Raw genomic sequence first — 26,105 nt, 5'->3', positions numbered from 1 at the left:
GCCTTCGTAATCGTTCTCGGCTTCCGCGGCGAGCGCACGGTAGGCCGGCATGCCGGAAATGGCCGCCGCCTGCTCGAGCGCCGCGGGCGGCGCAAACTGGCGGGTTTCGTGAAGAACCGATTCAATCTTGGACAAGCGTGTCTCCTTGCGTTCTTGTGATGCCTGACGATGCCCGGGAAAACGCAACATGCATGCCAGCATCGGCGATCGACGCACGTCTCTGGCGACGGCCGCGGCAGCCGGGAGCGTGCCGATCGATCCGCGCCAACGGGTGACGTCGCGCACGGTAGCGCGATGCGGCAGGCCGTTCAGAAATGCAGCATGGTGTGTTGCAGTCCTGAGCAGAGAGCGTGAAGCCAGAAAGCTGGCCGGTACGGCCGCGTCAGGCGAGCAGCGACCGCAGCGCCGGTGCGTGCCCGAATTGCCGGATGCGCTCGAGCGCCGACACCTCGATCTGGCGAACGCGTTCGGCCGACAGGTTCAGTTGCCGACCGATTTCGCGCAGCGAATACTCGCTTTCGACATCGATGCCGTACCTCAGGCGAAGAATCCACGCTTCGCGAGCGGGCAGGCCGTCGATCAGTGCCGCCACCGCGGTACGAAGCTGGCCGGTGCTCGCGGCGTCTTCCGGGGTCGGCGCGTCGGGGTCGATCGTGACGTCGCACAACGTGAGGTCGTGATCGGGCGAAACGGGCATATCCGCGGAGACGGGCTCGCGCACGATGCTCATCAGTTCGCGTACCTTGTCGACGGGCAATTGCATCTGCGTGGAGAGTGCCGGCGCGTCGGGGACATTGCCGGTCCGTTGCCGGTGCGTTCGCGCGAGCCGCGACAGCTTGTTGAGCGCGTCGACCGTATGCGCCGGCACACGTATCGTTCGGCCCTGATCGGCGAGCGCGTGCGTGATGGCCTGCCGGACCCACCAGGTCGCATACGTCGAGAATTTGAAGCCGCGCCGGTGGTCGTATCGATCGACGGCCTTCAACAGGCCGATATTGCCCTCCTGGACCAGGTCGAGGAACGGCAGGCCGCGATCGGGATACCGCTTGGCGACCGATACGACGAGGCGCAGATTGCTGCGGAACAGTCTCGTCCTGGCGGGTTGCATCGCGCGCTCGATACGAGACAGCCGAGCATCGAGCGCAATCGCGATGTCGAGCGGCAGGGGCGACTGGCCGGCGAGGCCGGCGAGCGCGATGCGTGCGTCGATCAGCGCCGGCGCGTGGCGGGCGAGGGCCGTGGTGCATTCCGGATGCGCGGCGATGCATGCGCGCAACCAGGCGCGCGCGTCGTTGCACGGCGCGAAGAGGTCGTGGCGCGTGGACCCGGAACGTATGCCCGACGCGGCCAGGGTATCGACGAGCCGTTTTTCGAACTGGCGCGCCTGGGTGGCGCATTCGCTGGTTGCATGACCGATGCGCTCGATCGCGCGCGAGGTGAAGCGGATCCTGCGGGTCAACGCGGCAGCCTCGCGAATCAGCGCGCGATAACGGGCCGATGCGAACCCGTCGGCGTGCAACGAGCGCCGCATCGCCGGTGCCAGCGCACCGGCGCGCCCGAGCGATTCGGCAACCGCATCGCGCCACGCCGGGCTGTCCAGGGAGCAGCTGGTGCCGCCCTCCGGCGCCGGCGATTCCATGGCGAGGTCGGGTGCCGTATCGTCCGCGGGCGAATCGTCGGGCAGCAGCGCGGGCGCTTGCAAGAGCGATTCGGCATCGCCGGCGAACCCTGTCACGTAGACCGACGCCGCGACCTTGCCGGCACGGATGTCGTCCGCGATCGCCGCAATGGCATCGAGTGCAGCCGGATCCCGGCTCAACGCGTCGATGCATGCGGCGCGGCCGCTTTCCAGGTGACGCGCGAGCGCGATCTCTTCGTGCCGTTCGAGGAGAGGCGTCGCGCCCATGTCCCGCAGATAGAGCCGGACCGGATCGTTGGTCCGGCCCGCGAGCAGATCGTCGGCCACGAGCGGCGTCGATGCGTCCGCGAGCCTTGGCGTGACTGCCTGCGCCTGCGCAAAATGACGGTCGAGTGTCCATGCGGTACGCGAGCCGGCATGCTCGCGTACCTCGATGCCGAGCTCGCGGAGCATCGGTGCGGCCGCGTCGACATCCGTGCGTTCGGCCGCATCGTCGGGCAACGCGTCGGCGATTTCGCCGTGCGTCACGTAACCGCGATCGATGCCCAGCGCGATCAGCGCATGCAGATGTGCCGCGTGTTCGGCATCCGTGCCGCGACGCGGCGCGCTGTCGCGTCCGTGCACGGCCCCGGGATCAAGCGAGCTTCGCATAGACGTTACACCAGCCTTCGGCGGCAACCGCCTTGCCCGCGAACATCGGGCACGTGCCGAAGGATTCGCCCGCAGCGGCCTTGTAGAAGCGGCAGTTCGAACAGGTCTGGCCGGTCTGGTACTTCGGGAACTTGCCCGCATCGACGGTCGTGGCCTTTGCGCGGTAGCCGAGCGTCTTCGCGGCAGCGTCGTTTTCGTCGACGGGCGGCGGGGCCGCGAATGCACGGGTGCCGGCTGCGAGCGCGGCGCACAGGCCGGCCGCCTGGACGAAGAAGGTTCTGCGATTGGAAGAGATCATGTCGTGATCGTGAATGAGATGAAAGGATGAAATCCGGCCCGCGCGCCAGGCCTGTTGCCCGGCGCGGCGGTCGGTCGAAACGAAAGCGGACGGGAAAGTTACTTGCGCGGTCCGGCGATGAGCGGCGCCTTCGACGCGGTGGCGACATCGGCGGTCAGCTTGTTTTTGGATGCGTCGTAGCCGTTCGAATAAAGCAGGAATGCCATCACATCCTCGTATTCCTGTGCCGTCATCTTGCCGGGGCGATCGGCCGGCATGTTGTTCGACAGGTACTGGAAGATGCCGCCGACCGTGATGTGCGACTTGCCCTCCGGGGCGAAGGCTTCTCCACTCAATGCGGGGGCGGTATTGCCTTCGAGCTGGTCGCCGTGACATTTCGCGCAGGCGTCGGCATAGAGCTTCTTGCCATGCTGTACCTGTGCCTCGTCGAACGACGGTATGTGGTCGCCTTCGCTGGCTGAGACCTTGACGAAGCCGTTCTTTGCCGGGCTCTGTTGTGCGGATGCGATCGCGCCGTCGAGAAACCGGCCGGTTGCACGCGCAGCGGCGGCTTGCGTGACAGTGTCCGGAAGCGCCCACGTGCGCGTGAGCGAGGCGAGGCGGCCATCGCCGTTCATTCGAGACAACGTTGCGTCGATGCGCTTTTGCAATGCATCCTTGCCCGGGCCGAATGCGAACGACAGTTGCCAGCTGGAGTACGGCGACGCAGTCGCCGCAACCTGGAACCGCTGGTGCGGGTGCGCATGCTCGTACGCGACGACGCTCGGATACCAGACGATTGCGCGCTGGGCACGGCCCGCGGCGACCGCGCCGATCGTCTTCTCGCTCGTGTTTTCGAGGTCGAAGCGGGCGTTCGGCTGCTGTGCGGCGATCAGCTGCGACGGGCTGCCGTACGTGGCCGCGATCGTTTCCTTTGCACCGGACGAGGCCGGCGCGTCGCGCAACGACACGCTGACGTAGCCGGAGCGCAGATAGCCCTGCGAGAACGTCATTCTGGATCCCGACGCATCGGCGATTTCCGAGCGCGGGAAGCCTGCGATCACGTCGCAGTCGCGTTCGAGCGATTTCTTCAGCTCGCCGGCGGAGATGCCGTCGTCGCCGCCATCGTCATCGACGCCGCGCCGGTTGAACGTCGCCGCGATGCCTGCGGTGCGGAACACTTCGCGCGCAACGGATCGGTCGAGCGCTGTGGTCGGACTGCCGGGCAGCGTGCAGATGCGCACGCCGGCCGACGCGGCTGCCGGTGTCAGCGCCACGCCCACGGCGAGCAGACTGGCAACGGTAACGGAAGTGAGACGAGTATTCATGGTCGTGTGTCCGGTTGAAGCGGGTAGGGCGTCGCGCCCGCATCGGGCGCATGCGGGCGCGACTCGGGCCTGGCGCCTGGTCAGTCGAGCGCGAACACGTAGAGCGTGCCGCCACGCGGAACGTCCTTCGCGATGTCGGCCATCGGGCCGCCCCAGATCGGGTTCGCGCCGCCGTAGCCGGCGAGCACGGCGACGTATTCCTTGCCGTCGACCTCATATACCGACGGCTGGGAAATGATGCCGCTCGCAAGTTGCGGGCTCTCCCAGAGCACCTTGCCGGTCGCCGTGTCGAACGCATACAGGTGGCCGTCGAGCGAGCCGCTGAACGCGAGGCCGCTCGCGGTGGTCGCGACGCCGCCGTTCCACGGCTTCTTCGACCAGTGGCTCCACAGCTTCTTGCCGGTGTTTACGTCGATTGCCGTCAGTTCGCCGTAGCCTTCGCTGCCCGGTTCGGGCTTGATTTCGAAGCCTTCGCCGAGATATGGCAGGCCTTCCATGTAGCTGACCGACTTGCCGGTGAGGCTCATGCACGCATGCAACGCGGGGACGACCGCGATGTTGCGTTCCTGGTCGTACGAGATCGACCACCAGTTCTTGCCGCCGAGGAAGCTCGGGCACGTTTCGATCGTCGTGCCGGCCTTCGGGAACTTCGATTCGTCCTGGATCGGCTTGCCGTCAGCCGTGTAGCCGGTGACCGACAACGCCTTCACGAACGGCGTTGCATAGATCAGCTTGCCGGTCGTGCGGTCGATCGCGTGGAAGAAGCCGTTGCGGTCCGCGTGGATGATCGCGTCGTAGTCCTTGCCTTTGTACTTGATGTCGGCAAGCACGGCCGCGTTCACGCCGTCGTAGTCCCACGTATCGTTGTTCGTGTACTGGTAGTGCCACTTCAGGTTGCCGTTCTTCGCGTCGAGCGCGAGCAGCGAGTCGGAATACAGGTTGTCGCCGGGGCGCAGCGCCGCGAGCCACGGGCCCGGGTTGCCGACACCCCAGTACAGCGTGCGGGACGCGGCGTCGTACGTGCCGGTGAGCCACGCCGCGCCACCGCCGTGGCTCTGCATGCCGTCGGGCCAGGTTTCCGCACCCTTTTCGCCGGATGCGGGGATCGTGTAGCGTTTCCAGACTTCGGCGCCGTTCTCCGGATTCAGCGCGACGATGTAGCCGCGAATGCCGTACTCGCCGCCGGACGTGCCGACGACGATCGCGCCGTCGAGCGCGAGCGGCGCCAGCGAGAACGCGTAGCCGAGGCCCGGTTCGAACATCTGCTTCTTCCACACGAGATTGCCGGTCTGCGCGTCGAGCGCAGCGACTTCGCCGCTCAGCATCGCGACATAGACGTTCTTGCCGTACAGCGCGACACCACGGTTCACGACGTCGCAGCACGCGGTCTTGAACGACGCGGCGCCGAGCTTCGGCTCGTATTTCCACAGCTGCTTGCCCGTCTTGGCATCGAATGCGTAGACGTTGTCCTTCGGCGTCGTCACGAACAGATAGTTGCCGTTGACGATCGGCGTGGCCTCGAAGCCCTGCTTCAGGTCGGCGGGGAACTTGTAGGCCCACGCCTGCTTGAGATCCTTCGCGTTCGACGTGTCGATCTGCTTGAGCGGCGAATGCGAGCGGCCGTCATAGGTGCGGTAGTAGGTCAGCCAGCCCGGATCGGTGTGTGCATCGGTCAGCCGCTGGTAGGTCACGGCCGGGTAGTCCGCGGCCGCTTCCACGAGGCCGGGGTTCAGCGCGACGGCGGCCGCCGCCGCGATTCCGATCGTCGCCAGCCGGCTCGCTGAAGCCGAGAGTTTCTTCATGGTTGTCTCCTGAGTCATTGTGATCGCACCGCCGCGAACGGTTGGTCGCGCCGGCACGGTGGGGATTCCGGGCCGAGTGCAGTGCCCGTTACGCAAGTCGCATGCCATCGCGGCGCGAAGCCGGCGCGGCGCGGCATACCGGCGCGGCGCGCGCGATGCGCTGTCGGACGCGTCGCGTCCCGGCACCCACGGAGGTGTTGCATTCAGGTACACCGCCGCGCATGAGGTGTTGCCAAACATGACAGGTGGCGCAGTACGCGGGACAGGCGGGCCGTCGCACGCTCCCCTGTCGCGCGGAATCGGTGCGCATCGCAGGCAGCGCTGGCACGGTTCTCGCACGCGGGCTTCTCGACACCACATCGCTGCGCGGTGCATTGCACGAGCCGGCGGAACAAAAAACGCGGAGACAACGGAAATGATCAGGAGGCCAAAGGCAGTTGGGCGGCGCTGCGCGATGGGGGGCGGCCGGCGTGTGCGACGCGTCGGCACGGCCATCGGTGCGCTTGCGCTGGTCGGGCTGTCGCCCGGCAGCGCCCGTGCACAGCAGCAGGCGGAGGGCGTGGCGCCACCGGCCGCCGCCATCGTGCCGCAAGCGTCGGCCGTCATGTTGCCGGCGGTGGTCGTCGTCGGCACGACGCCGCTGCTCGGGATCGGCACGCCGCTGTCGAAGGTGCCGGCGAACGTGCAGACGGTGCGCGGCGCGGAACTCGACGCACAGCACCGTGCGACGCTGACCGACTTCTTCGCCGCGAACCTGCAGAGCGTGACGATCGCGGATGCGCAGGGCAACCCGTACCAGACGGACGTCAACTATCGTGGCTTCACCGCGTCACCGCTGCTCGGCACGCCGCAGGGGTTGTCGGTGTTCGTCGACGGCGTGCGCGTGAACGAACCGTTCGGCGACGTCGTGAACTGGGACATCCTGCCTGTGCAGGCGATCGATCGGGTGCAGCTGATTCCAGGCTCCAATCCGGTATACGGACGCAATACGCTCGGCGGTGCACTCGCGATCACGACGAAGAACGGCAAGGCGAATCCGGGCGGCGAAGCGGAGGTGTCGGGCGGCTCGTGGGGGCGCAAGACCGCCAGCATCGAGCAGGGCGGGACGATCGGCTCGAACCTCGACTACTATGGCACCGCGAATGTCGCGAACGATGGCGGCTGGGCGGACCATAACGCGAGCCGCGTGCGGCAGGCGTTCGGCAAGCTCCGCTACACCGATGCGGACACGACGCTGTCGATCGCGGGCGGCGGCGCGGACAACACGCTCTACGGCACCCAGACGATTCCGCGCTCGTTTCTCGGCAACCCGAAGCAGGCGTATACGTATCCGGACCAGAACCGCAACAGCGCCGGGTACCTGACGTTGTCGGGCGACCGGTTCTTCGGCGAGCACGTCGAGCTGAGCGGCAACGCGTACTACCGGCATCTGCGGAACACCAATACGAGCAGCAACAACAATACGGATTACGGATCCGCCGGCGACGACGGCACGATCGACACGGTGCAGGGCAGCAATGCGCAGTCGACGATCGTCACCGACAGCTACGGCGGCAGCGTGCAGCTCACGCTGCTCGGCACGCTTGGCGGGATGGCCAACCGGCTGATCGCGGGCGTCGCGGCCGATGTCGCGAACTCGCGCTACGTCGCGTCGTCGCAGGACGCGTACTTCACCGATACGCGCGCGGCGATCGGCGTCGGCGATTTCGTCCAGCAGACCAGCGCGAAGACGCGTAATGCGAATCTCGGCGTGTACCTGAGCGACGCACTGTCGCTGACGCCGCACTGGACGCTGACGCTGTCGGGCCGCTACGACTGGTCGAAAGCGCAGATCGGCGACGAGAGCGGCACGCAGCCACTGCTCGACGGCAATCATACGTTTTCGCGCTTCAATCCGGCGGTCGGGCTCAACTGGAACCCGGTCGCCGGCTTCACCGCGTATGCGGCCTACAACGAAGGCATGCGCTCGCCGACCGCAATCGAGCTTGCGTGCGCGGACCCGTCCGCACCGTGTTCGCTGCCGAATGACTTCATCGCCGATCCGGCACTCAGGCCGGTGATCTCGAAGACGTTCGAAGCCGGCGTGCGCGGCCGCATCGGCGCGGCGACGACCTGGAGCGCCGCGGCCTACCGCACGACACTGACCGACGACATCCAGTTCATCAGCAGTCCGGCGAGCGCGCAGGGCTATTTCCGCAATGTCGGCGATACGCGGCGGCAGGGTATCGAGCTGGCAGGACGCACGCGGCTCGGCCCGCTCGGTGTCGGGCTGTCGTACAGCTATGTGGATGCGACCTACCGTTCGTCGTGGACCGAACACAGCCCGGCGAATTCGGCGGCCGATGCGAGCGGCAACGTGACGGTCAAGCCGGGCGACCGCATTCCCGGCATTCCCGCGCACACGGTGAAGCTGAGGCTCGACTACGCGGCGACGCCCGCATGGGATATCGGCGCGAACGTCACGTGGCGCAGCGGCGTGTACGCGCGCGGCGACGAGAACAACCAGGACGTGAACGGCAGGATCGCGGGTTACGTGCTCGTCGATCTCGACATGCGCTACCGGATCACGAAGCGGTTCGAGGTGTTCGCCAGCGTAACGAACCTGTTCGACAAGCGCTATGCGAGCTTCGGTGCGCTCGGCCAGAACTTCTTCAACGGGCCGAACCACACATTCGACGGCGCCAGTCCGGTGAACGAACAGTTCGTCGGGCCGGGTGCGCCGCGCGGTGCGTGGGTCGGTGTGCGCTATGCGTGGGATTGAACGTTGCGCCGCCGCGACGGTTGTTGTGTCATGCGTCGCGTCGTGACATGAACCGGCGCAGGGTTGCACGCGGCATGCGCGATCACATGAACGCTACCGCTGCGAACATCGCAGCCGCGGCGCGTGCGACGCTGTGCGCCAACGACGGGTCGCTTGCCAGATGCCCGGCATGCACGCGTTCGATCGCGACCTCGGGTGCGGCACGCGCGAGGCGGACGACGTTGCCGACCGGGCACACGGGGTCGTGCATCCCGTGCGCGGCGAACAGCGGCACACCCGCCCGTGCCGCCCGGCGCGCGAACGCGAGCACGCTGCGCTCGCCGAGCCAGCAGCCGTGCTGCAGGTAATGTGCCTGGATCCGGTATTTGTCGATCAGCCTGCGAACAGTCTTCTCCGAGCGGATCGCCCGCGCGGGCGAGCGGCGCGTCTGCGCCGATGCGAGAACGGCGTTTTCGTACGCGTGCCACGCGAGCGCCACCGCGCGCTGCCCGGCGGTGTTCGCGCCGCGACGCAGCCGCTGTGCGCAGCACGACAGCAGGCGCTCCGGTTGGCCGCCGCCGGCCGCCGCATGCAGGCGCTGCCATTCGCGAGGCGCACGCGTGCGCGACGTCGTGAATAGCCGGCGGACCTCGCGTGGCGACGTCAGGAACAGGCCACGCAGTGCGACGCCGGTCACCCGCGCGGGATACGTGCCTGCATAGGCGAGTGCGAGCGCGGCGCCCCACGATCCACCGACGACGCCCCAGCGCGCAATACCGAGCTGTTCGCGCACGGCCTCCAGATCGGCGATCAGCCGCGCAGTGCTGTTGTGACGCGTGCCGCCGCGCGGCGTCGATCCCCCTGCGCCGCGCTGGTCGACGAGCACGATGCGCACGCGGGTCAGGTCGAACAGCCGCAGGATGCCGGCCTGGCTGCCGCTGCCGGGCCCGCCGTGCAGCACGACGACCGGATGGCCGTGCGTGGCGCCGGCCACGACGAACGCGATCGATTGGGCGTCGCGCTGCAGGCGACGGGCGGCGGGTACGGCAGACGGCGTTGGCGTCGGCGTGTCGGGCAAGACCTGTCTCGCGGGCAACGGCGTGGAGCGAATCGGGCGGCGTGTCATGTCGATAGGGCTCGATGGAGTCGGGGCAACCATCACTCGGCCGCGCGGGTGTCCGGGCGGCGGCTGGTTTGATCTGTGACAAAGCCAGAAACGCGCCAGCCGCGAAGATCGGGATTCTTACGGGTAGTCACGCGTCAGGAAATCGCGGTATCACGAAGCCGGTCTGTCGCGCGATACGACACGCATGGTCGTGCCCGGATCATGTATTACGTTCTGCTTTCGTTTCGGGCGGCGATGCTGGCGTGGCCCGATGCTTGCTTGCATTGACGGCAAAGAGTCCGGCAAATGACCGGAAGATCCCCGGAGGAGACAATGCGCGATGACGTAGAGCAGGCGGCCGGAACACGAGCCGCGCATCCCGCCGGCTGGCCTGCGCCGTCGATCCAGAAGGCCCACGAGCGGTCCGAGACCTTTGGTCTGCAGGTATCGGCACGGCCCGACTACGATGTGCTGCCGAGCTCGGCGCTGGTGCTCAAACGCGAGCAGAGCCGGGTGCTGTGCGTGCACGCGATGCCGGTGATGGAAACGCTGCACGAGCAGATCGTCAATACGCAGAGCATGATCGTGCTGACCGACGCGGAAGGGCTGATCCTGCATTCGATCGGCGACGACGATTTCCTGCGCCGCGCGGAGAAGGTGGCGCTGCGCCCGGGCGCGAACTGGGCGGAGAGCCGGCAGGGTACCAATGCGATCGGTACGGCGCTTGCCGAACTGTGCCCGATGGTCGTTCACGGCGACCAGCACTTCCTGGCGGCGAACCGCTTCCTGACCTGTTCGAGCGTGCCGATCCTCGATCCGTATGGCGACGCGATCGGCGTGCTCGACGTGACGGGCGACCACCGCAGCTATCACCAGCACACGATGGCGCTCGCGAAGATGTCGGTGCAGATGATCGAGAATCACCTGTTTACGACGACCTTTCAGGAGACGCTGCAGGTGTCGTTCCATGGCCGCCCGGAGTTCCTCGGCACGCTGATGGAGGGGATCGTTGCGTTTACCGCCGACGGCCGCTTCCTGTCGGCCAATCGCAGCGCGCAGTTCCAGCTCGGCATGCCGCTCGCCGCGCTGCGCGCGCACACGCTGTCATCGCTGTTCGACATCACGAGCGCGCAACTGATTGACCGCATGCGCGCGAGCACCGACCGGCACCTGACGCTGAATCTCGGCAACGGCGCGGTGGTGTGCGCGCGCGTGCACTTCCGGCGAGCGACGCTCGCCGAAGGCAGCCGGCCGACGGACGTCCACGATGCGCTCGCGCCGGCCGCGCGCGCGAATGCGGTGCCGGCGCCGGCCGCGGGCACGTCGGCCGGCCTGTCGCGGCTCAACTATCTCGACACCGGCGATGCGCAGGTCGCATGCGTGATCGCGAAGGTGCGCAAGGTGATCGGCAAGGACATCCCGATCCTGATCACCGGCGAAACCGGCACCGGCAAGGAACTGCTCGCGCAGGCGATCCACAACGACTCGCCGCGGCGCGACGCGCCGTTCGTCGCGGTCAACTGCGCGTCGATTCCGGAGACGCTGATCGAGTCCGAGCTGTTCGGCTACGAGGAGGGCGCATTCACCGGCGCGCGCCGCAAGGGCGCGATCGGCAAGCTGCTGCAGGCGAACGGCGGCACGCTGTTCCTCGACGAGATCGGCGACATGCCGTATCCGCTGCAGGTGCGGCTGTTGCGCGTGCTGCAGGAGCGCCTTGTCAACCCGCTCGGCTCGACGAAGACGATCGCCGTGGACATCGCGATCATCTGCGCGACGCACCGCGATCTGCGCGACATGATTGCGCAAAGCCGTTTTCGCGAGGATCTCTACTACCGGCTGAACGGCCTCGTGGTGCGCTTGCCGCCGTTGCGCGACCGCACGGATCTCGCGGTGGTCGTGCAGAAGATGCTGCAACGGGAGGCGTTCGCGGGGCCGGGCCGGCCGCCGCTGTCCGTCGCGCCCGACGTGATGGCGCTGTTCGTGCGCGGCACTTGGCCCGGCAACTTCCGCCAGCTCGGCAACTTGCTGCGCACGGCGGCGGCGATGGTCGACGACGATGGCGAAATCCGGCGCGAACACCTGCCGGACGACTTCTTCGACGACCTGCGGCGCGGCGATCCGCCGGCGGCCCAGGTTGCGCACGACCCGTCCGCCGGATCGTGCGTCGCGGACGCGCTCCCGCCGGCCGATGCGCGCCTGCAGGACGTCGCGGCATCCGCGATCGCCGCCGCGCTCGCGCGCCACGGCGGCAACGTGTCTGCCGCGGCGCGCGCGCTCGGCGTCTCGCGCAACACGATCTACCGGAAGATGCCGGCAGCCGACGCGGAGCGCCGCCCGTCGGACGAAAGCTGACGCGCAGGCAACGGGATCCCGGTCGGCGCGCCGTGCGCGTGCTGTTACAGCCGGTGTGTCAAGTTGCAACACCGGTGTTCAACGATTCAACACCTGTCACCCCCCCTGCGCACCATGCGGCCGGGGCGGCGGACCGCACCCGCTTGAATTGCGTCGGCTATTCGTAAGAATTCCATCCCGATGCCCGAACGACAGCCGCATGCCGCTGCCGGGCGGCCTACGCGAGGTTTCGGCACGCTCCTTGCTGAAGAGGAACAGACCGCCCGATTTCCGCGGTTGTTCGACTCACCACGCAACTCATCAACTCAATCAGGAGACACATCATGCAGTGGACGACCCCGTCTTACACCGACCTGCGCTTCGGCTTCGAAATCACGATGTACATCGCCAACCGCTGATCGCCGTGCGTGCCGCCCGTTTCGCCGTGATCGGCGCGGGCGGCCTCGGGAGCTGACGCCCATGAAGATCAAGATACTCGGCTCGGGAGCCGGCGGCGGCCTGCCGCAATGGAACTGCAATTGCGCGAACTGCCGCCGTGCGCGCAGCGGAAGCGGACACGTGCTGCCGCGCACGCAGTCGTCGATCGCGGTCAGCGACGACGGCATCGACTGGGTCCTCGTCAACGCATCGCCCGACATTCTTTCCCAGTTGCGCGCGGATCCGGACCTGCAACCGGCGCGCGCGATCCGCGACAGCGGCATCGTCGCCGTCGTGCTGTGCGACGCACAGATCGATCACGTGACGGGCCTGCTGATGCTGCGCGAGCGATCGACGCCGCTGCCGCTCTACGCGAGCGCACCCGTGCTCGACGATTTGTCGACCGGCTTGCCGCTCGTGCCGCTGCTGGGCCATTACTGCGGCGTCGCCGCTCACACGATCGCGCTTGGCGAGCCGTTCGCGGTGCCGGCGGCGAGCGGGATCCGTTTCACCGCGATTTCCGTCGACAGCAAGGCGCCGCCTTATTCGCCACGGCGCGCGTCGGCCGCGCCCGGGGACAACATCGCGCTGTCGATCGAAGACGTGGCGAGCGGCCGCCGTGCGTTCTACGCGCCGGGGCTCGCGACAGTCACCGACGACGTGCGTGCGGCCATGGAAGGCGCCGATCTCGTGCTGGTGGACGGCACGTTCTGGACCGGGACCGAGATGATCGATCTCGGCCTGTCGGGCAAGCACGCAGCCGACATGGGACATCTCGCGCAGTGCGCGGAACACGGGCGGCCCGGCATGATCGACTGGCTCGACACGCTGCCCGCGCGTACGCGCAAGGTGCTCACGCACATCAACAACACGAACCCGATTCTCGATCTGCATTCCGTCGAACACGCGCACCTGCGCGCGCATGGCATCGACGTTGCACACGACGGCATGCAATTCCAGGTCTGACGATGAACGCACCTATTCCCGCTACGGCGTTGCACGCGACGCCCTGGACCGCGACCGAATTCGAGGCGCGCCTGCGCGCGCTCGAATCGCGCTACCACATCCATCATCCGTTCAACCGGCGGCTCAACGGCGGCGCCTGTTCGCCCACGCAGATCCGCGGCTGGGTGGCAAACCGCTTCTACTACCAGATCAACATCCCGCTCAAGGATGCGGCGATCCTGTCGAACTGCCCCGACCGCGACACGCGGCGCCGCTGGATCCAGCGGCTGGTCGATCACGACGGGCAGGGCGACAACGAAGGCGGCATCGAGGCGTGGGTGCGGCTCGGCGAGGCATGCGGTCTCACGCGTGCCGAACTGTGGTCGCTCGAATACGTGTTGCCCGGCGTGCGTTTCGCGGTGGACGCATACGTGAACTTCGCGCGGCGTGCGCCGTGGCAGGAAGCCGTGTGCTCGTCGCTGACCGAGATGTTCGCGCCGCAGATCCATCTCGACCGCCTCGCGGGCTGGCCGTCGCATTACCCGTGGATCGAGCCGGCCGGGCTGCATTACTTCCGCAGCCGCGTGCCGCTCGCGCAGCGCGACGTCGAGCATGGCCTCGCGGTCACGCTGCAGCACTTCACGACACCGGATGCGCAGCAGCGCGCGCTCGGCATTCTGCAATTCAAGCTCGATATTCTGTGGTCGATGCTCGACGCCGTCGAAAAGGCCTACCCCCTATGAACGCGATCGAAGCCGCCAGCGGCGTACCGCTGCGCCCCTGTCTCAGTGGCATGTACCGCCTGCAATGGGAGGCGGCCCAGGATGCATACGTGCTCCTCTATCCGGAGGGCATGGTGAAGCTCAACCCGAGTGCGGGCGAGATTCTCGCGCGCTGCGACGGCACGCGCGAACTGGACGACATCATCGGCGAACTCGAGCGCCTGTTCAGCCAATCGGACCTCGCGACCGACGTCTATCGTTTCCTCGATCATGCGCGGCTGCGCGGCTGGCTCGACTGACATGGCACCCGACACTTCCCGTCCATCCGCGCCGCTGTGGCTGCTCGCGGAACTCACGTACCGTTGCCCGCTGCACTGCGCGTTCTGCTACAACCCCGTCGACTTCGCGGCGCACGACGCGGAACTCGATACCGACGCGTGGCGCACGGTCATCAGCGATGCGCGCGCGCTAGGCGCCGCACAGATCGGCTTCTCGGGCGGCGAACCGCTGCAGCGCGGCGACCTCGAGACGCTCGTCGCGCATGCACGCGGGCTCGGTTTCTATACGAACCTGATCACGTCGGGCGTCGGGCTGAACGTTGCGCGCATCGAACGGCTCAAGGCGGCCGGGCTCGATCACATCCAGTTGTCGCTGCAGGATTCGACGCGCGAGCTGAACGATTTCCTGAGCAGCACCCGCACGTTCGAACTGAAGCGCGGCGTTGCGCGGCTGATCAAGGCACACGGCTACCCGATGGTGCTCAACTGTGTGCTGCATCGCTACAACCTGCCGCACGTGGGACAGATCATCGAGATGGCGCTGGACCTCGGCGCCGATTACCTGGAGCTCGCGAACACGCAGTACTACGGCTGGGCGATGCTGAACCGCGACCAGCTGATGCCGACCGTCGAGCAGGTGCGCGAGGCCGAGGAAACGGTCAACCGCTATCGCAAGCTGGTCGGCGAGCGTTGCAAGATCCTGTTCGTCGTGCCCGACTATTTCGAGCGGCGCCCGAAGGCCTGCATGAATGGCTGGGGCTCGGTGTTCCTGGGCGTCGCGCCGGACGGCACCGCATTGCCGTGCCATGCCGCGCGATCACTGCCCGGACTCGTGCTGCCGAACGTGCGCGACCGGCCGCTGCAGGAGATCTGGTATGACAGCGACGCGTTCAACGCGTTTCGCGGCGACGGCTGGATGCGCGAGCCGTGTCGCACATGCGACGAACGACATGTGGATCACGGCGGGTGTCGGTGCCAGGCCTACCTGCTGGCCGGCGACCCGAAGGAGGCCGATCCGGTGTGCGAGAAGTCTGCGCACCACGGCCATGTCGAGCAGGCCGTGCAGTTTGCGCGACGTTGCGCGCCGCGCGACGAACAGCCGATGGTGTTTCGCAGCCGGGAGAATTCGCTTGCGCAATGCGGGACGGCGTGCGACTGCTGAAGGCGCACGGCGAAGACGACGGGAGTGGATGAGGCAGGGCGAAGCGATGGAGATCATGTCAATCGATACGCAGTCCTCTTCAAGTAGGCGGAGTGGTACGTGCGGACGAGGATCGTTGAACGCCGGACGGAGGGCGTGATGAGCACGGCTGCCTTCGCTGCGCGAGAAACGGGCGGCACATGCAGTTTCATCCGCGATCGTTCCAGTCGTCGCGGAATACGCGTCGCGTCGGCCGTGGCCGCCGTGAGCGTGCTGCATGCGGGCGTATTCGTCCTGCTCGCGCGTGAGCCGGTCGTGCGAAACGTGCCCGTGCAACGGCAGGTGATGGTGGCGACGCTGATTGCACCCGAGCCGGCACCGGAGGTATCGACGATGACGACTGCCGCGCCTCGACCGAAGGAGGCGTCGCGCATGACGCATCGAGTGAACGCCGCGGCCCGGTCGTCCGCGGGCCGCGAGCCGCTAACGGCCAGGCCGGTCGCACCTGTTCCGGTACGGCAGCAGGCGCATGATGCGCTTGCGCCGCCGCGGCCGGCGCCGTTCGCGACGGCGATCGAGCGGCGCGAGGCGCGACACGACGATGCGACGTCCGGCGCCACGCCGACGCAAGCCGCATCGCAGGCATCGCCGGCATCTCCGGCTCCTGCGGCGCCGCGCTTCGTCGCGCATCCCGAATGTGCGCTGGTTACCCCCGACTACCCGCCGCAGTCGCTGCACATGGGCGAGCATGGCACCGCGCTCGTCGAACTGGAGACCGACGCGGCAGGCCGGGTCGTCGCCGCGCGGGTCGTGGCCGGCAGCGGCTATCCGCGTCTCGACGCGGCGGCGCGCGACGCGGTGCTGGCGAGCCGTTGCGCGCCGCATGTGGAGAACGGCGCGGCGTTGCCGATGCGGGCGCGCGCGCCGATCACGTTCAATCTCGACGAATGACAGGACACTTCATCATGACAGTCTATGGAATCGGTCACATATGGGCGCAGGGCGACCCGATGACGTGTGCGGTCGCGCTGTCGCTCGCCGCGATGTCGATCGCGTCGTGGACGGTGATCGTGATCAAGGCGATCGAACTCATCGGCATCCGGCGCCGCGCGGCGCACGTGGAAGCGCGACTGCGGGATGCCGACGGGATGCGTGCGCCTGACCTGCAGGGCAGGCCGTTCATCGATCTCGTGCGCGCGGGTGAGGCGGCGGTCGCGCATCACGAAGCGAGCCGGCACCGGCTGCGCGACCGGATCGACGCGAGCGACTGGCTGTCGCGTAGCCTGAAGACGTCGGTCGACGAATCGGCGGCGCGCATGCAGCGCGGGCTCGGCGTGCTCGCGTCGATCGGCAGCACCGCGCCGTTCGTCGGCCTGCTGGGCACCGTCTGGGGGATCTATCACGCGCTGCTGTTACTCGGTGCGGCCGGCGATGCGAGCCTCGACCGGGTGGCCGGGCCGGTCGGCGAGGCGCTCGTGATGACGGCATTCGGGCTGTGCGTCGCGATCCCCGCCGTGCTTGGCTACAACACGCTGGTGCGATTGTCGCGCGATATCGTCGCGCGCCTGAATCGTTTCGCGCACGGGCTGCACCTGTTGCTGCTCACGGGCAGCGGGCCCGCGACGGCCGCATGCGCCGGGCGCACGGCCGGAATGCCGGCCGACCTGCAGCCGGCTGCCGACGGAGCATGAGCATGAATGACGATGCGAACGGTGGCAACGACGGGATGGCCCTGGCGACGGACATCAACATGACGCCGCTGATCGACGTGATGCTCGTGCTGCTGGTGGTGTTCATGGTGACGTTGCCGGTGCTGCATCACGCTGCGCACGTTACATTGCCGCAGGCGGCGAGCTCGCGCGAGGCGCGGCCAGGGCCGCACGTGGATGTCGCGATCGACGCCAGCGGCGGCGTGAGCTGGGACGCGCATCCGGTGTCGAGTGCCGAACTGCGGGCGCGTCTTGCCGAGGCGGCTCGCGCCGCGCCCCAACCGGAAGTGCGCCTGTCGGCCGATCGTGCGGCCCGCTACGACAGCGTCGCGAAGTTGCTGGCGGCGGCACAGGCAGCCGGCCTTGCGAAGATCGGTTTCGTCACCGATCCCGCCGCAGGCCGCTAACGCGCAGTGCTCCGCTGCCGAGCCAGTGATGCGACCCGGTCGCACCGCCTGGCCGCGACGTTACCCATCATCCGCCTTCGCCTGCAGCCCCTTCAACCCCTGGATCACGACCAGCAGCGCGCGCCCGTGCTCGTCCGACCCATCCCACGCGTCGACGATCGCGTCGCGCAGCAGGTCGTTGTACCGGCGGTGCGACGGCCCGGTATCGACACCATAGAAACTGCATAGCTTATTGAATGGCGCGCTGCGGCGCAGCCGAGCCCCGTTCGACAGCCTCAGGCGCGATACGGTCGGCTGGCTGACCCCGGAGAGTCGCGCTATTTCGCTAGACGAGCGTGTATCTGCCATCAGGCGGCGCAACAGGTCTTGAACGGGAAAATCTTGGTCCGGGGCTTCCATGCGATGCATTATACCTATACAGTTACGGCTGTTGAATGGGCTTGCTGTCACCAGCGAGGCTGTATCCCGAGAAAGTTGATGACACTGAAACACCTCCCACCCACGTTCTGCTGGACCAAGATCGGTACCGAGTCCGGCGAGGAACTGCCGACCGTCGTGCTCCGCAAGGAATGGGAGCGCCGGCTCGGAGGCGGGCGTTTTCTGTGGGGCATCAACCAGCCGCTCGGCAGCAGCGCGCAAGTCGCCGCGCATCGCACGGGCTCGCTGCTCGCGCTGTTTTCGCCGGTCGCGTCGCGCCCGCGCGCAGGCGAGCGGAAAGACATGCTGTTGTGGAATGCATGGGTCGATGCAAGCGGGCAGGTGCGGCCGTTGCCGCCGCACACGTTCATCGCCAGCCGCGCGACCTTGCCGTCGGGCCGGCGCCGCGAGCAGCACTACGCGCTCGTGTGCGCGTCATCCACCGCGCTGACGGTCGGCACGCAATTGCGCGTGTTTCCCGATCACCTGCGCAGCGTGAGCACCGGCCAGCCGCTCGGCGCCGCACAGGGTGCGGCCGTGGTCGATTGCGTCGGGCGCGCGAAGGAGCAGACGGGCAAGAGCTATCCGCTCGCGCTGTCCGTCGAGCTCGAAGCACCGTATTTCGTGCGGCTCGCGCAGCCGTGCGTGCTGAAAGCGCGCGATCTGGCGGAAGTGAACAAGGCCACGCGCGCGGGCGATTTCGATCGCTTCGTCGAGCTCGTCGCGCGCTTGCGCGGCCGTTCGCCGACGGATGCTGTGCGTGGCGTCACGCGCGATCTGTTCGACGTGCCGCCGATCGAAACGGCGGCTGCGTATGTTGCGCCCACGCACGTCGCGCGATTGCGCAATCGGCCGGCAGCCGAGCATCCGCGCGATCTCACCGGCGACCTGTTCGACCTGTCGCCAGGCGAGGCGGCCGCGTTCGCGGGCCTGTCGCATCCGCGTATCGGGCGCGCGTGACGCATCGCGCGCAGCAGATCGCGCAAGAATTTGTTGCAATCTCGCCATAGCGGAGCGGCGAGCGCAGAGGGACAATCGGCACGAAGCGCGCTGCGCGGCGGCCGATGCGTCGATACTCGATGGGTCGTGGTTCACGCCGCCGACATGCGCACCACGCACACTGAGCGTCGGCGTGCTTCACACTGCCACCCTGAGGGAGAAGTGTCGATGTCGACCCACATCTGTTCGCGGGAAGCCCGGGCCGCGCAACGCTTCGTCGAAGCCACGCGCAACGTCGATCAAGCCTTTCGCGCCGTGCGCGGCGAAAGCGACGACGACGTTTCATCGGCCGAATACGCACGCGCGATGTCGCGCCTCGATCGCGCGCTCGACGAATTGGCGCGTGCACAGGAGTTCTTCGATCGCGTCGTCAGCGCCGACACAACGCACGACAACTGATCGAGCTGCGTCAACGTGAACGCGCGTCGGGCGACGCGCGTTTGTCATCTTGCCGGGCTCGCGCCCGGCATGTCATTCAATCATTCCGTTCCGACTTCAGACCTTGCGGCCTTCGACCGGATAACCGGGATCGGTATAGCCGTGCGTCGACGCATGCCCGGGCGGCACGAGCGAATCGACGAACCGTTCGTCGTCCGGGCCGAGTTCGAGCGTCAGTGCATCGATGTAGCTGTCCCAGTGCGCTTCGGTGCGCGGCCCCGCGATCGTCGAGCTGACGAGGCGGTTCTTCATGACCCACGCGAGCGCGAACGCAACCGATGTCGTGCCGCGCGCGGCCGCATGCGCGGCCACCTGCTGCGCAATGTGCAACGATTCGGGCCGCCATTCCGTTTGCTGGATACGCCGGTCGCCGCGGCCCGCGCGCGAATCGGTGGGCGGCTGCGCATCCACCGCGTATTTGCCGGTCAGCACGCCGCGCGCGAGCGGGCTGTACGGCACGACGCCGATCCCGTAGTGCGCGGCGGCCGGAAGCTGTTCGACCTCGGCCGTGCGATCGACGAGGTTGTACAGCGGTTCGCTCGCGACCGGACGATCGATGCCGAGCTGGTCCGCGAGTCGCACGATCTCGGCGATGCGCCAGCCCTTGAAGTTCGACAGCCCGAAGTAGCGCACCTTGCCTTGCCGGATCAGGTCGGCGATCGCGCGCATGCCTTCGTCGAGCGGCGCATCGGTCAATGCCCGATGGAAATACAGGATGTCGATGTAGTCGGTGCCGAGCCGCTTCAGGCTCGCGTCGACCGATTCGACGATCCATTTGCGCGACTGGCCCTGCCGGTTCGGCCCGGCGTCCGGCCCGGCCGGAAAGCCGAACTTCGTCGCGACGACCCAGCTGTCGCGACGCGGCGCGATCGCGCGGCCGACGACTGCTTCCGAGCGGCCGGCGTGATAGACGTCGGCCGTGTCGATGAAGTTGACGCCCTGGTCGAATGCCTTGTCGATGATGCGCGTCGATGTCGCTTCGTCGGTCTCGCCGCCGAACATCATTGCGCCCAGACACAGCGGCGATACCTTGAGCGCACTGCGCCCGAGATAGCGGTAATCCATGGAGGCTCCATGCGGGCGCATGCCCGCCGGTTGAATGAAGGGATGCCGCGCTCGCTTACACGCCGGCTTCGTCGAACACGCACTGCGCGATCGTGAGCGCCGAGCTTGCGGTCGGCCAGCCCGAGTAGAACGCGAGGTGCGTGATCGCTTCGATCAGCTCGTCGCGCGTGAGGCCGTTGTCGAGCGCTTTCTTCAGGTGGAACGGCAGTTCGTTGACGCGATACAGCGACACGAGGCTCGCGACCGTGACGAGGCTGCGATCGCGCGGCGACAGGCCGGGGCGCTGCCAGACGTCGCCGAACAGCACGTTGTCGGTGTAGTCGGCGAGGGCGGGGGCGATGGCGCCGAACGCTTTGCGTGCGGCGGAAGTCGGTTCGGACATCGAGGGCTCCGGGGAGGGTGAGGAACACCGTCGATGGTAGCCACCGATGCGCTTATCGATAATCCCCGGCAATGCGCATGCACTTATCGACCCGATTCATGAATCGAGGCCCATGTGCGACGCACTGCCGGTTCATGCGCGATAGCGCAGCGCCTCGACGATCACCGCGAGCGCGCGCGACGATTGCCGCCGGCTCGCGTAGTACAGGTGATGACCGGGGAACGTCGGGCACCAGTCGTCGAGCACGCTGTCGAGGCGGCCGGCGGCGACATGCGGCGCCGCAAGTTCGGCGGGCACGTAGGCGAGCCCGTAGCCCGCGAGCGCCGCGTCGAGCGTTTCGTAGGTGCCGTTGAAGGTAACTTGCCCGTCGACGCGCACCTGCAGCGTGTCGTCGCCGCGCGCGAGCTCCCACGCGTACAGCGCGCCGTGCGTCGGCAGGCGCAGGTTGATGCAGTCGTGCGCAACCAGATCCTGCGGCGACACCGGGCGCGCGCGTTCCGCGAAATACGCGGGCGCGCCGACGATCGCCATTTTCATGTCGGCCGAGATGCGCACGGCGATCATGTCCTTCGCCACCTGGTCGCCGAGCCTCACGCCGACGTCGAAGCGTTCGGCGACGATGTCGGACAGCCCGTAGTCGTTCACGAACTCGACCTTCAGGTCGCGATAGTCGCGCAGGACCGCCGCGAGCTTCGGCCACAGCAGCGTGCGGATCACGAAGTCGGTCGCGTTGATGCGCACGGTGCCCGCGGGCTGGTCGCGCAATTCCGCGAGCGCCGTCAGTTCGGCCTCGATTTCGTCGAAGCGGGGTGCGAGGTTGCGCAGCAGGCGCTCGCCGGCTTCCGTCGGCGCGACGCTGCGGGTCGTGCGCGTGAGCAGCCGCACGCCGAGGCGCGTTTCGAGCGAGCGGATCGTATGGCTGAGCGCGGATTGCGACACGCCGAGCTGGGCGGCCGCACGCGTGAAACTGCGCTCACGCGCGACGGCGATGAAGGCGAGGAGGTCCGCAAAGTTGTCGCGCGGCATGGAAGGGGTCGGGTGGTCGATGCCAGCGCATCGTACCACCGGGTTCACCGCGCCGCGTTGCGCGCGTCAGCCTGCGCGCGTCATGCCCGGCGCATGGGGCGCGGGATGGTACGCATAGCCGCCATGCTGGAACGACGTTGCGAAGAACCGCATCTGGTAGCGGATCGCGTTCGCCCAGTAATCCCAGGTATGGCCGCCTGGACGCTCCGCATAGTCGTGCGGTACGCCGAGCGCGACGAGCCGCTCGTGCAGCGTGCGGTTCGAGCCGACGAACGCGTCGTCGCGGCCGCAATCGATCGTCAGGTCGAGATGCGCGCGCACGAACGCGCTGGCGCTGGCGACGATCACGTTGCGGTTCCAGAACGACGGATGGCGGCCGGGGTCGCCGAACACGTGGTCGATGCCCGGCTCGTCCTCGCAGCAGCGCGGATCGACCGCACCGCTGATGCTGCCGACCGCGCCGAACGTGTCGGGCCGGTCGAGCGCGATGCGCAGCGCGCCGAAGCCGCCCATGCTGAGCCCGGTGATCGCGCGGGCGCGTTGTGTCGCGATCGTGCGGAAGTGCGAATCGACGTAGGACACGACTTCGTTGCCGATGAAGGTCTCGTAGCGGCTGCCCGAGTCGAACGGGCTGTCGATGTACCAGCTCTCGTGCCCGCCATCGGGCATCACGAGGATCACGTGGTAACGGTCGGCCAGTGCGGCGATGTGCGTGTTCGACGTCCAGTCGGTGTGGTCGCCGCCGGAACCGTGCAGCAGATAGACGACCGGATAGCGGTCGCCGTCGCGGGTGCCGCGCGCATAAGCGTCGGGCAGCACGACGGTGGCCTTGAGCGTTTCGTTCATCGCGGCGCTGGGAATCGCGACGACCCGCGCATGAAATGCGAGAGCAGGGCCTGAAATGGCGAGCAGCAGAAGCAGCCAGAAGGCGCGTGCCAGGTACTTCGATCCTCGCATGTGTCGACCCCGTCCGGCGCCGGGCGCCGGGAAAACCGTGTTCGGACGACTCTAGCAACCGCGCCTTTCAACCATATTTCGGCGAATCCTACGGGTTGTCAGGCAGGCGGCGCGGACACGATGCGCTCGAGCGCCGCGCGAAACGCGTCGGGCTGCTCGGCCGGGATCAGGTGCCCGCAGCGCTCGATCGTGTCGAAGCCGGCGCAGCGCGCGAGCGCCCAGTCGGGCACGTGCCAGCCTGCGCGCGAGCGTTCGCCGGCGACCAGCCAGACCGGGTGTCGCTCGAACACCTGCGCGAGCGCCTGCAGATAGCCGGGTTCACCCGTCGTCGCGACGACCGAGCGGCCCATCGCGCGTAGCGTCGAGGCCGGCTGATGCGCGAGCCAGCGGCGGGCGTCGTCGAGCAGGCCCGGCGACGGCATGTCGATCGCGCCACGCAGCCAGCCGGGCGGATCGGCGCGCAGCCCGTCGAGCATCGCATCGGCTTCGGCGGGCGTCATGCGGCCGACCGACGCCGACCAGAACGCATCGTCGAGCGTGAAGTTGCCTTCGACGTTGACGATCCGCCGCACGCGTTCGGGATGCGCATGCGCGAACAGCATCGCGATTGCGCCACCGACCGAGTGGCCGACGACATCGACCGGCTGCGTGCCGAAGTGCGTATCGACGGTATGGCGGACATGCTCGACCTGCGCGGCGAGCGTGATCGCGTCGAACGGACCCGCGCGATGCGCGCCGTAGCCGAGCAGGTCGGGGGCGAGGTGCGGGCCGTTCCACCCGCGCACGTCGAGCGTGCCGATGAAACCGTGAATGAAGACGACGGGCGTGGGCTGGGTCATGGGGCGGGCGCGGAAGGAAGGGGCGGCAATTCGAGTTCGGCGAGCAGTTCGTCGAGTTCGAGCACGTGCGTGCGGTCGTGGTCGAGCAGTTCGCGCACGAGTTCGTCGAGCGACATGCGGCGGATGCCGTCGCGCAACCCGCAGCGTGCGAGTTGCGCGGGATCGAGCGTGGCCGCGGTTGCACACAGTGCGACGCGTCCCGTGCGGAATGCCGGGACGGCGGCGTCGAGCGGCTGGGCGAGATAGTCGCGTTGCGCGGCGAGCACGGTGCCGTCGACGGACGCGATCACCGGCAGGTCGAGCGTGCGCACGGCGTCGATGCGTTCGGCGAACACCGCGTCGAGATCGCGCAGGTGGCACGCGTGCTCGACCAGCGAGAAGCCCGTGCCGTCGGGGCGCCGTGTCCACAGCGCGGCGGGCACGTGCGCCGCATACGCGGCGAGCCGATCGGGCAGGCGGGCGAGCGCGGCGACGACGTCGGCGAACGGCAGCAACTGCGGATACGCGCTGAACACCGCGCCATAGCTGAACAGCGTGCCGCCGAGCCGACCGCGCGCCTGCACGACGTCGTGGCCGTGACGACGCATGACTTCCGCGACCATCGCGCCGCAGAACTGACGGGCGGTCGTGTCGGTTTCGATTTCGGGGAATTTCAGTGCGATCTCGTGCTGGATCGCGCCGATTGCGGCGACGCCCACGCGCGACAGCGCGGCGAATTCGGCGTAGTGCCCGGGTTGCGCGATCAGTGCTTCGAGCTGGGCGCCGAGCGCGGTGGTGCGAAAGCGGTCGAAACGGGAATGCATGACAGGAAAACCCCACCGAGTAACGTATCAAAACGATACGTTACTCGGTGGGGTTACGTCAACGAGCAGATCGGGGTGAGGCGCTGCGTCACTCCTTGCCGGCGCCCTTGGCGGCCTGCTCGATCAGCTTCGCGACTTCGGCCGGATGCGAGATGTAGGCGACGTGGCTCGACTTGAGCTCGATCGTCTTGCTGCCGGCGCGCTGCGTCATGAAGCGTTCGAGTTCCGGGTTGATCGCGCGGTCGGCCGTGGCGACCACCGCCCAGCTCGGCTTGGTGCGCCATGCGGCGTGCGTGATCGGCACGCCGAACGACTGGGCGGCCGGCGTGACTTGCGAGATCGCCATGAACTTCGCTGCAGCCGCCGGCACGTCGGCCGCGAAATCCGCGTGGAACGACGCCGGGTCGAAATACAGGTAGCCGTCCTGCGTGGCCTTGATCGCCTGGGTGGCGGGCGGCGTCTTCTTGGTCAGGTCGAGCGGGCTCTCGCCGGTGTCGGGCTGGAACGCGGCCACGTAGACGAGGCCCGCGACCTTGTCGTCGTTGCCGGCTTCGGTGATCACCGCGCCGCCGTAGCTGTGGCCGACGAGGATGCTCGGGCCGTCCTGCGCGTCGACGACGCGGCGGGTTGCCTTCACGTCGTCGTCGAACGACGTTTCCGGCTGCTGCACGACGGCAACCTTGTAGCCGTCGCGTGCCAGGATGTTCGATACGGCTTGCCACCCCGAGCCGTCGGCGAAGTAACCGTGCACCAGCACGACGTTCTTGACGGGCGCGGCGACGGCGGCGTGCGAGCCGAATGCGGCGGCGGAAACGGCGAGTGCGGCAGCGATGCGGCGGAGTTGGGACGAGCGCTTCATGATCATTCTCCAGAAGAAAGGCAGGTTGGGAACCGTCGGGTATCGACAGTCGTTTTGTTTCGTCGATGTAGCCATCCTACTAGTAGGTAGTTTCAACTTCAAGGAGAAAGCACTGCTAGAAAACAGTATCTCGCGGCGGTAAACTATTCAAGTTTTCATCCGACTAGAAGGTAGGTAAATATGACGGTCACTGGGGACAGTACCGCGGGCCGCATCCTCGAAGCGGGGCGGCAACTGATCATGCGGCGCGGCTACAGTGGGTTCAGCTATGCCGACATCGCCGATGCGATCGACATCCGCAAGGCGAGCATTCATCACCATTTCCCGACCAAGGCGGATCTGGCGGTCGCCGTGCTGCAGCAGTCGCAGGCGAAGTTCGATGCCGACATGGCGCTGCTCGACGCGAGCGGCGCCGACGCGCTGGTGCAGATGCGCGCGTACATCGGCTACTGGGAGCGTTGCATCGCGGACGACAGCGCGCCGTTCTGCGTGGCCGGCATGCTCGGCGCGGAGCTGCCGGCGCTGCCTGACGACGTCGCGCGGGCGGTGAAGGCGCATTTCGACGACCTCGCCGCGTGGCTTGCGCGTGTGCTCGAGGCCGGGGTGAAGGACGGCGTCGTGCAGCCGGGCGTGTCGGTGCCGACCGAGGCCGCGACGTTCGTCTCGCTGGTCTATGGCGCGATGCTCGCCGCACGGGCGTACGGCAATGCCGGGATGTTCAGGGACGTGACCGGCGGCGCGGTCGAGCGGCTCGCGGTGCCGCGCAAACGCGCGTGAGCCGCGCACGCGTCGGCGGGTAGGGGCGGC

At 67.7% G+C, this 26,105-nt stretch carries 26 protein-coding genes and 1 pseudogene; 13 read left to right on the top strand and 14 right to left on the bottom strand.

All coding sequences use genetic code 11. The features are described from left to right. The 5 genes and pseudogenes from LGN19_RS08850 to LGN19_RS08830 form a co-directional block, all read right to left on the bottom strand. Window positions 1–201 (bottom strand): annotated as a pseudogene (locus LGN19_RS08850) (hypothetical protein); the annotation flags it as partial. Between the two features lie 181 nt (window positions 202–382). Then, entirely contained in the window at window positions 383–2,290 is a 1,908-nt protein-coding gene (locus LGN19_RS08845) for a sigma-70 family RNA polymerase sigma factor (protein ID WP_226214017.1), read from the bottom strand. Then, on the bottom strand, window positions 2,274–2,588 hold the full coding sequence (locus LGN19_RS08840; RefSeq protein ID WP_226214015.1) for a high-potential iron-sulfur protein: 315 nt from the start codon (window positions 2,586–2,588) through the stop codon (window positions 2,274–2,276). Before LGN19_RS08840 ends, LGN19_RS08845 begins: the two co-directional genes overlap by 17 nt. Before the next feature lie 98 nt (window positions 2,589–2,686). After that, window positions 2,687–3,895: a c-type cytochrome gene (locus LGN19_RS08835; protein WP_226214014.1), complete on the bottom strand. Its 1,209-nt coding sequence runs from the start codon at window positions 3,893–3,895 to the stop codon at window positions 2,687–2,689. An 80-nt stretch (window positions 3,896–3,975) separates the two neighbouring features. Continuing rightward, entirely contained in the window at window positions 3,976–5,697 is a 1,722-nt protein-coding gene (locus tag LGN19_RS08830; RefSeq protein ID WP_226214012.1) for a methanol/ethanol family PQQ-dependent dehydrogenase, read from the bottom strand. A 415-nt stretch (window positions 5,698–6,112) separates the two neighbouring features. Between LGN19_RS08830 and LGN19_RS08825 the strand changes: the two genes are divergently transcribed. Continuing rightward, on the top strand, window positions 6,113–8,458 hold the full coding sequence (locus LGN19_RS08825) for a TonB-dependent receptor (RefSeq protein WP_226214010.1): 2,346 nt from the start codon (window positions 6,113–6,115) through the stop codon (window positions 8,456–8,458). A gap of 82 nt (window positions 8,459–8,540) precedes the next feature. On the opposite strand, the gene LGN19_RS08820 is transcribed toward LGN19_RS08825, so the two are convergent. Continuing rightward, window positions 8,541–9,563, bottom strand: a complete 1,023-nt coding sequence (locus LGN19_RS08820) for an alpha/beta fold hydrolase (RefSeq protein ID WP_226214008.1) — start codon at window positions 9,561–9,563, stop codon at window positions 8,541–8,543. A gap of 312 nt (window positions 9,564–9,875) precedes the next feature. Between LGN19_RS08820 and LGN19_RS08815 the strand changes: the two genes are divergently transcribed. From LGN19_RS08815 to LGN19_RS08775, 9 genes are all read left to right on the top strand, one after another. Beyond that, window positions 9,876–11,894: a sigma-54-dependent Fis family transcriptional regulator gene (locus LGN19_RS08815; RefSeq protein WP_122947910.1), complete on the top strand. Its 2,019-nt coding sequence runs from the start codon at window positions 9,876–9,878 to the stop codon at window positions 11,892–11,894. Window positions 11,895–12,217: 323 nt separating this feature from the next. Beyond that, window positions 12,218–12,292, top strand: a complete 75-nt coding sequence (pqqA, locus tag LGN19_RS08810; RefSeq protein ID WP_006485436.1) for a pyrroloquinoline quinone precursor peptide PqqA — start codon at window positions 12,218–12,220, stop codon at window positions 12,290–12,292. 61 nt (window positions 12,293–12,353) lie between these two features. Beyond that, window positions 12,354–13,277, top strand: coding sequence for a pyrroloquinoline quinone biosynthesis protein PqqB (gene pqqB / locus LGN19_RS08805; protein WP_226214006.1), 924 nt, complete (start codon window positions 12,354–12,356; stop codon window positions 13,275–13,277). Window positions 13,278–13,279: 2 nt separating this feature from the next. Next, window positions 13,280–13,999 carry a pyrroloquinoline-quinone synthase PqqC gene (gene pqqC, locus LGN19_RS08800; RefSeq protein WP_122947907.1) on the top strand — a complete coding sequence of 240 codons (720 nt, stop codon included), beginning with the start codon at window positions 13,280–13,282 and terminating at the stop codon, window positions 13,997–13,999. Further along, a complete protein-coding gene (gene pqqD / locus LGN19_RS08795; RefSeq protein ID WP_122947906.1) occupies window positions 13,996–14,277 on the top strand; it encodes a pyrroloquinoline quinone biosynthesis peptide chaperone PqqD in 282 nt (93 codons plus the stop codon). The genes pqqC and pqqD overlap by 4 nt, the downstream gene beginning before the upstream one ends. A 1-nt stretch (window position 14,278) precedes the next feature. Continuing rightward, window positions 14,279–15,418 carry a pyrroloquinoline quinone biosynthesis protein PqqE gene (gene pqqE, locus LGN19_RS08790; protein ID WP_226214004.1) on the top strand — a complete coding sequence of 380 codons (1,140 nt, stop codon included), beginning with the start codon at window positions 14,279–14,281 and terminating at the stop codon, window positions 15,416–15,418. A 234-nt stretch (window positions 15,419–15,652) separates the two neighbouring features. Next, window positions 15,653–16,348 carry an energy transducer TonB gene (locus tag LGN19_RS08785; protein WP_226214003.1) on the top strand — a complete coding sequence of 232 codons (696 nt, stop codon included), beginning with the start codon at window positions 15,653–15,655 and terminating at the stop codon, window positions 16,346–16,348. 14 nt (window positions 16,349–16,362) lie between these two features. Then, window positions 16,363–17,088 (top strand): MotA/TolQ/ExbB proton channel family protein, encoded by a 726-nt coding sequence (locus LGN19_RS08780; RefSeq protein WP_174956075.1) that lies wholly within the window; start codon window positions 16,363–16,365, stop codon window positions 17,086–17,088. Beyond that, window positions 17,085–17,513: an ExbD/TolR family protein gene (locus LGN19_RS08775; RefSeq protein ID WP_174956074.1), complete on the top strand. Its 429-nt coding sequence runs from the start codon at window positions 17,085–17,087 to the stop codon at window positions 17,511–17,513. The genes LGN19_RS08780 and LGN19_RS08775 overlap by 4 nt, the downstream gene beginning before the upstream one ends. Window positions 17,514–17,573: 60 nt before the next feature. Here the strand turns inward: LGN19_RS08775 and LGN19_RS08770 are convergent, their stop codons facing one another. Next, window positions 17,574–17,912, bottom strand: a complete 339-nt coding sequence (locus tag LGN19_RS08770) for a helix-turn-helix domain-containing protein (protein ID WP_122947901.1) — start codon at window positions 17,910–17,912, stop codon at window positions 17,574–17,576. A 78-nt stretch (window positions 17,913–17,990) separates the two neighbouring features. Between LGN19_RS08770 and LGN19_RS08765 the strand changes: the two genes are divergently transcribed. Both LGN19_RS08765 and LGN19_RS08760 read left to right on the top strand, forming a co-directional pair. Further along, window positions 17,991–18,890 (top strand): hypothetical protein, encoded by a 900-nt coding sequence (locus LGN19_RS08765; protein ID WP_122947900.1) that lies wholly within the window; start codon window positions 17,991–17,993, stop codon window positions 18,888–18,890. A gap of 207 nt (window positions 18,891–19,097) precedes the next feature. Continuing rightward, window positions 19,098–19,328 (top strand): hypothetical protein, encoded by a 231-nt coding sequence (locus LGN19_RS08760; protein WP_122947899.1) that lies wholly within the window; start codon window positions 19,098–19,100, stop codon window positions 19,326–19,328. 96 nt (window positions 19,329–19,424) lie between these two features. On the opposite strand, the gene LGN19_RS08755 is transcribed toward LGN19_RS08760, so the two are convergent. The 7 genes from LGN19_RS08755 to LGN19_RS08725 all read right to left on the bottom strand — a co-directional run bounded on the left by LGN19_RS08755 (window position 19,425) and on the right by LGN19_RS08725 (window position 25,298). Beyond that, window positions 19,425–20,432, bottom strand: a complete 1,008-nt coding sequence (locus LGN19_RS08755; protein WP_226214002.1) for an aldo/keto reductase — start codon at window positions 20,430–20,432, stop codon at window positions 19,425–19,427. 55 nt (window positions 20,433–20,487) lie between these two features. Continuing rightward, the gene (locus tag LGN19_RS08750) at window positions 20,488–20,814 is read right to left on the bottom strand and encodes a carboxymuconolactone decarboxylase family protein (protein ID WP_226214001.1); all 327 of its coding nucleotides are present in this window, start codon (window positions 20,812–20,814) and stop codon (window positions 20,488–20,490) included. Between the two features lie 132 nt (window positions 20,815–20,946). After that, window positions 20,947–21,840 (bottom strand): LysR family transcriptional regulator, encoded by an 894-nt coding sequence (locus tag LGN19_RS08745; RefSeq protein WP_226214000.1) that lies wholly within the window; start codon window positions 21,838–21,840, stop codon window positions 20,947–20,949. Window positions 21,841–21,906: 66 nt separating this feature from the next. Beyond that, window positions 21,907–22,797: an alpha/beta hydrolase gene (locus LGN19_RS08740; protein WP_226213999.1), complete on the bottom strand. Its 891-nt coding sequence runs from the start codon at window positions 22,795–22,797 to the stop codon at window positions 21,907–21,909. A gap of 98 nt (window positions 22,798–22,895) precedes the next feature. Continuing rightward, window positions 22,896–23,636 (bottom strand): alpha/beta fold hydrolase, encoded by a 741-nt coding sequence (locus tag LGN19_RS08735; protein WP_175221231.1) that lies wholly within the window; start codon window positions 23,634–23,636, stop codon window positions 22,896–22,898. Then, complete coding sequence (locus tag LGN19_RS08730) at window positions 23,633–24,439, bottom strand: DinB family protein (RefSeq protein ID WP_175221232.1); 807 nt, start codon at window positions 24,437–24,439, stop codon at window positions 23,633–23,635. Before LGN19_RS08730 ends, LGN19_RS08735 begins: the two co-directional genes overlap by 4 nt. An 88-nt stretch (window positions 24,440–24,527) precedes the next feature. Further along, on the bottom strand, window positions 24,528–25,298 hold the full coding sequence (locus LGN19_RS08725) for an alpha/beta hydrolase (protein ID WP_174956067.1): 771 nt from the start codon (window positions 25,296–25,298) through the stop codon (window positions 24,528–24,530). Window positions 25,299–25,478: 180 nt separating this feature from the next. Between LGN19_RS08725 and LGN19_RS08720 the strand changes: the two genes are divergently transcribed. Continuing rightward, complete coding sequence (locus LGN19_RS08720) at window positions 25,479–26,075, top strand: TetR/AcrR family transcriptional regulator (protein ID WP_174956066.1); 597 nt, start codon at window positions 25,479–25,481, stop codon at window positions 26,073–26,075. Window positions 26,076–26,105 lie beyond the last annotated feature (30 nt).

Source organism: Burkholderia sp. AU30198 (assembly GCF_020419825.1).
Taxonomy (GTDB): Bacteria; Pseudomonadota; Gammaproteobacteria; order Burkholderiales; family Burkholderiaceae; genus Burkholderia.
This window is presented reverse-complemented; position numbering and strand designations above follow the sequence as displayed.